Below are 3,654 nucleotides of genomic sequence, written 5' to 3'. Positions count from 1 at the left end.
GAATGGTTGGATAGAGCAAACGTTGGAGAATGCCCCCCATTGTGGGTAATTCAATATTTGCTAGACAGCAAGTATTACGCCAGCATGAGGGCAACAATCAGCAAGTTTGAGAAGCAGTGGAATATATCTGTAGTCAATTATCAGGTACAAAAATCTAGTGAGGCGTTGTTTACTGCTGAATGTATCACCATTAGATCCCAAGCTAGACTATTACGAATGGAGAAACTAAAGAAAACTTCTCTGATTGGGGAAAATCCTGGTTTTGACTTCCTCCAACAATGCTGTCATGATGACCCTGCCTTACAGATCGTGATTAAAAAGCTTTTGGCGAAGTTTCCGCAGTGGGGGATTGCGGTTGTGGATGGGGTGCTGGTGAAGTCTAATAAGTAGCGATCACACTTGTAAACAGATGAAACAAGATGTTACGATTGACTGTTTAAAACATCTGTTGGTGACGGATAATATTAGCAAAAATGTATTCAAGTTCATCTATAAGTTTAGACATATAACCCAGCTAATTCAATCGTTACGGAATCGTCAAATTCCTAAATAACGGAGTAAAATTATCCAGCTTCAGATTTCCTATAATTATGAGTTATATTTTCGATATATCTCTTTTTCAATTTCCAGCTTGTCTTCATCTATTCGTATTATCATGTCATCTTCTTCTCCGTATTTGTCCGGTATAACTTGATATAAACCCAACTCACAACATTCTGCAATTACAGATATCATACTTGTGAGACTTTTATAGACTCTTAGTGAATCATCAAGGCAACCAACATCCCAGAGATAAACTGGAGATGGATTCAGATCGCCAACTATATAAAGGCTTCTTTTGGTCTCATATTGACCAATAAGAAACCATTTCTGATTCCAATACACATCATCATAGTTAGTAGCTTCTCCAATACTTTTGTAACTATTAACCGCGTTTTGTAAACTATAGAATTCAATTGGCACAGAACTATACAATTGCTCGGGAAATAAGAATTTGATCAGTGGATAATAATTATTAAAGCCAAGGTCAGCTATGCCATTTCGCCATTGATAAAGTTCATAGACTTCATCAGATAATTTGAATGGCAAATCCTTGGTAATCTCATCAATTTGCTGATGGCTTAATCCAGGATTGTAGCAGTCAACAAATTCAAGGTTGGTAGATTGCAACCAATCCAAAATATATTCAAGCTTATCTGAAAGTTCAGACATACAACTAACCTCATTCAATAATTAAGAAAGAAAGACTGGAGCATCCAGTTTTGGCATAAAGACTTAAATAGCAAGCAAACCATTTAGATAAGCACAACGAACAGAAAGAATTTGGTTAACACTTTCAACATTCCACTGTGTACCGGAGATTTTAATCCTTGCTCCAATCTGTTTAATAGCAGATTCGGCAGACCAAAACCACATAAGAAAAAGAAAACTCCTGCTGGGTGGCTAAATAAAATTTAGTATTTAGTGTGGGAATTGTTGATATGAGAACAAGTGGCGATCACTAATCAAACACCAAGGCAAGTAGAACAGGATCACTCTGCTATGTTGTTGGTTCAAATTCAGCTTTAGGTGGAGAAATGAAAACGGTGAATGAGGGTGAAAGTTCTGCCGCACCTGTGCCAAATCCTGAGAAATGGTCGCATGAGGCGATTGTTGCAAGGGGAAATATGCCCCCGGAACGTATGCAGAAACTCAAATTGGCAGCGAATTCGGGGCAGAATCCGGGTTTTGACTTCTTGCATGAATGCTGGAATGATGATCCTGCTTTGCAAACTGTCGTTAAAAAACTATTGGCGAAGTTTCCGCAGTGGGGTATTGCGTGTGTTGATGGGGTGTTGGTTGATTGGGAGAGGTAGCGCTATTGCCCAGTACAGCAATGCTTCATGCAATCGCTAGCTTTGAAACAAGCACTATGAACAACTAAGGGAATCAAGCTAGGGTGTTGACTTTGAGAGCTTGAGGATGATAGCTTCTCATGCAATAACTATGTAGCGTATAAAAGTCAATGCAAGAGTTTAAAAGCCCAAGTAGCAGATTGGCAAGGCTATTTCACAGGGGTCGAGACAATTGGAAGCAGAGAGCCTTGGAAAAATAGAAAAAACTCAGAGCATTAGAAATAAAAGTAAGAGATTTATCTACATCAAGAGATTATTGGAAAAATCGAGCCAAAGTTGCTGAAGAAAAATTACACAAAGCGAATATAGAAACAGACTTGGAAAAAAAAAGAGATTGACTCAAAAGGAGAATTAGTTGCCAAGGGGCATCATTATTCAGTCGAAACCATTCAAATTTCAGTGCAGCAGGTCATAGAGTGCGGCAGTAGTTATAGAGGGGTTGAGAAGACTTTTGATTTGTATAAAGAACTGCTTTCACAGGAGACTCCTAGTTTTAGTAGTATTAGAAAATGGTTAGTGCGAATTGGGTTGTATGAACTCAATAGACAAAAAGAATATCGAGATGATTGGATTTTTATTGTTGATTTAACGGTAGAGCTAGGAAGCGAGAAAGGTCTAGTAGTCTTGGGAGTTTCAGAACGACTACTTGAAGAAGAAGTTTTTCCCTCAAGACGAGGATTACAACATCAAGATGTCCAAGTTCTAGCATTGGAAATTATGCGTTCAACGAAAGGGGAACTCATAGAGCAGAAACTGACGGAGATTACTCTAAAGTTTGGTCGTCCTAAGCAAATAATTGCTGACCGTGGAAGTGATCTTCAAAGAGGAATTAAACTGTATAAACAGAATCATCCTGATGTAATCGATACGTATGATGTAACTCATGCAATGGCTTTGTTACTCAAGCATGAATTAACAGGTTCCGAAAAATATCAGTCTTTTATACAGCAATGTGGTCAATGTCGGAGACAACTACAACAAACCGAACTATCTTTCTTAGCTCCTCCCTCACAACGCTCACAGTGTCGTTACTTTAACGTAGAAAAACTTTTAGAGTGGGCTGAAAATTTGTTGAATTCACCGCTAGATGTTTTAAGCAATTTAGTACCAAATATTGAGCCAGAACTTCTTAAGACTAAATTAACAGATAAGTTTGGATGGTTAGCTTCATATCAAAACTTACTCAGAGATTGGAGCCAAATGGTTCAAATGACCCGTTTTGTGGAAACTCAAGTTAAACTTGGTGGACTGAATCAAGAAGTTTTCAGCATTTTTCAACAACACTTAACAATGAAAGTGGATTTTACAGAGGAATTTGCACAGAAAATTCTTAGCTATTTAACACAGGAAATTTCTCAAATCACATCAGGGCGAACATTATTAGCTACTTCTGATGTCTTGGAATCGCTATTTGGTAAATACAAGCATTTTTCTTCTCGTTCTCCTCTTAAACAAATAGGTCAAATATTTTTGAGTATTTGTTTATCAACCATGAATTTGACAACTACTCTTGTGAAAGAAGCATTAGAAACAGTCCGTTTTTTGGATGTTGAAGACTGGGCGACTCAAGTTATTGGTCAATCTATGCTCTCGAAAAGAAGAATTTTGTTTTCTGCCTCAACTAACAACACAGAAACTGCATGAAGAATTTTGAGGGTTTCTCCAACAAAATCAACACCCTAGAATCAAGCCACCAAAGGTTCTATTTGTCGCTAAAGTCAGAGGCGGCACAGAGAAAATCTAATGTGATTGCTTGATT

Annotated in this window: 3 protein-coding genes and 2 pseudogenes; 3 read left to right on the top strand and 2 right to left on the bottom strand. The window is 37.8% G+C overall.

All coding sequences use genetic code 11. The features are described from left to right. Positions 1-390: pseudogene (locus G1O98_RS37395) on the top strand (hypothetical protein); the annotation flags it as partial. Between the two features lie 198 nt (positions 391-588). On the opposite strand, the gene G1O98_RS37390 reads toward G1O98_RS37395, so the two are convergent. Further along, positions 589-1,212: an SMI1/KNR4 family protein gene (locus G1O98_RS37390; RefSeq protein WP_163939399.1), complete on the bottom strand. Its 624-nt coding sequence runs from the start codon at positions 1,210-1,212 to the stop codon at positions 589-591. Between the two features lie 63 nt (positions 1,213-1,275). Continuing rightward, positions 1,276-1,404 (bottom strand): annotated as a pseudogene (locus G1O98_RS37385) (ISKra4 family transposase); the annotation flags it as partial. Positions 1,405-1,577: 173 nt separating this feature from the next. Here G1O98_RS37385 and G1O98_RS37380 point away from each other — a divergent pair. Together G1O98_RS37380 and G1O98_RS37375 are read left to right on the top strand one after the other, a co-directional pair. Continuing rightward, a complete protein-coding gene (locus tag G1O98_RS37380; protein WP_243458658.1) occupies positions 1,578-1,856 on the top strand; it encodes a hypothetical protein in 279 nt (92 codons plus the stop codon). Positions 1,857-2,294: 438 nt separating this feature from the next. Then, positions 2,295-3,539, top strand: a complete 1,245-nt coding sequence (locus G1O98_RS37375; RefSeq protein ID WP_163939396.1) for a hypothetical protein — start codon at positions 2,295-2,297, stop codon at positions 3,537-3,539. Positions 3,540-3,654: the final 115 nt, after the last annotated feature.

Source organism: Nostoc sp. UIC 10630 (genome assembly GCF_010747425.1).
Taxonomy (GTDB): domain Bacteria; phylum Cyanobacteriota; class Cyanobacteriia; order Cyanobacteriales; family Nostocaceae; genus Nostoc.
Note: the sequence above shows the minus strand (reverse complement) of the source record. Positions and strands in the feature narration are given on the sequence as shown.

Bases quoted from the DNA above. Each gene is read 5' to 3' on its own strand.
- G1O98_RS37390 (WP_163939399.1), bottom strand. From the start codon at position 1,212: ATGTCTGAACTTTCAGATAAGCTTGAATATATTTTGGATTGGTTGCAA.
- G1O98_RS37380 (WP_243458658.1), top strand. From the start codon at position 1,578: ATGAAAACGGTGAATGAGGGTGAAAGTTCTGCCGCACCTGTGCCAAAT.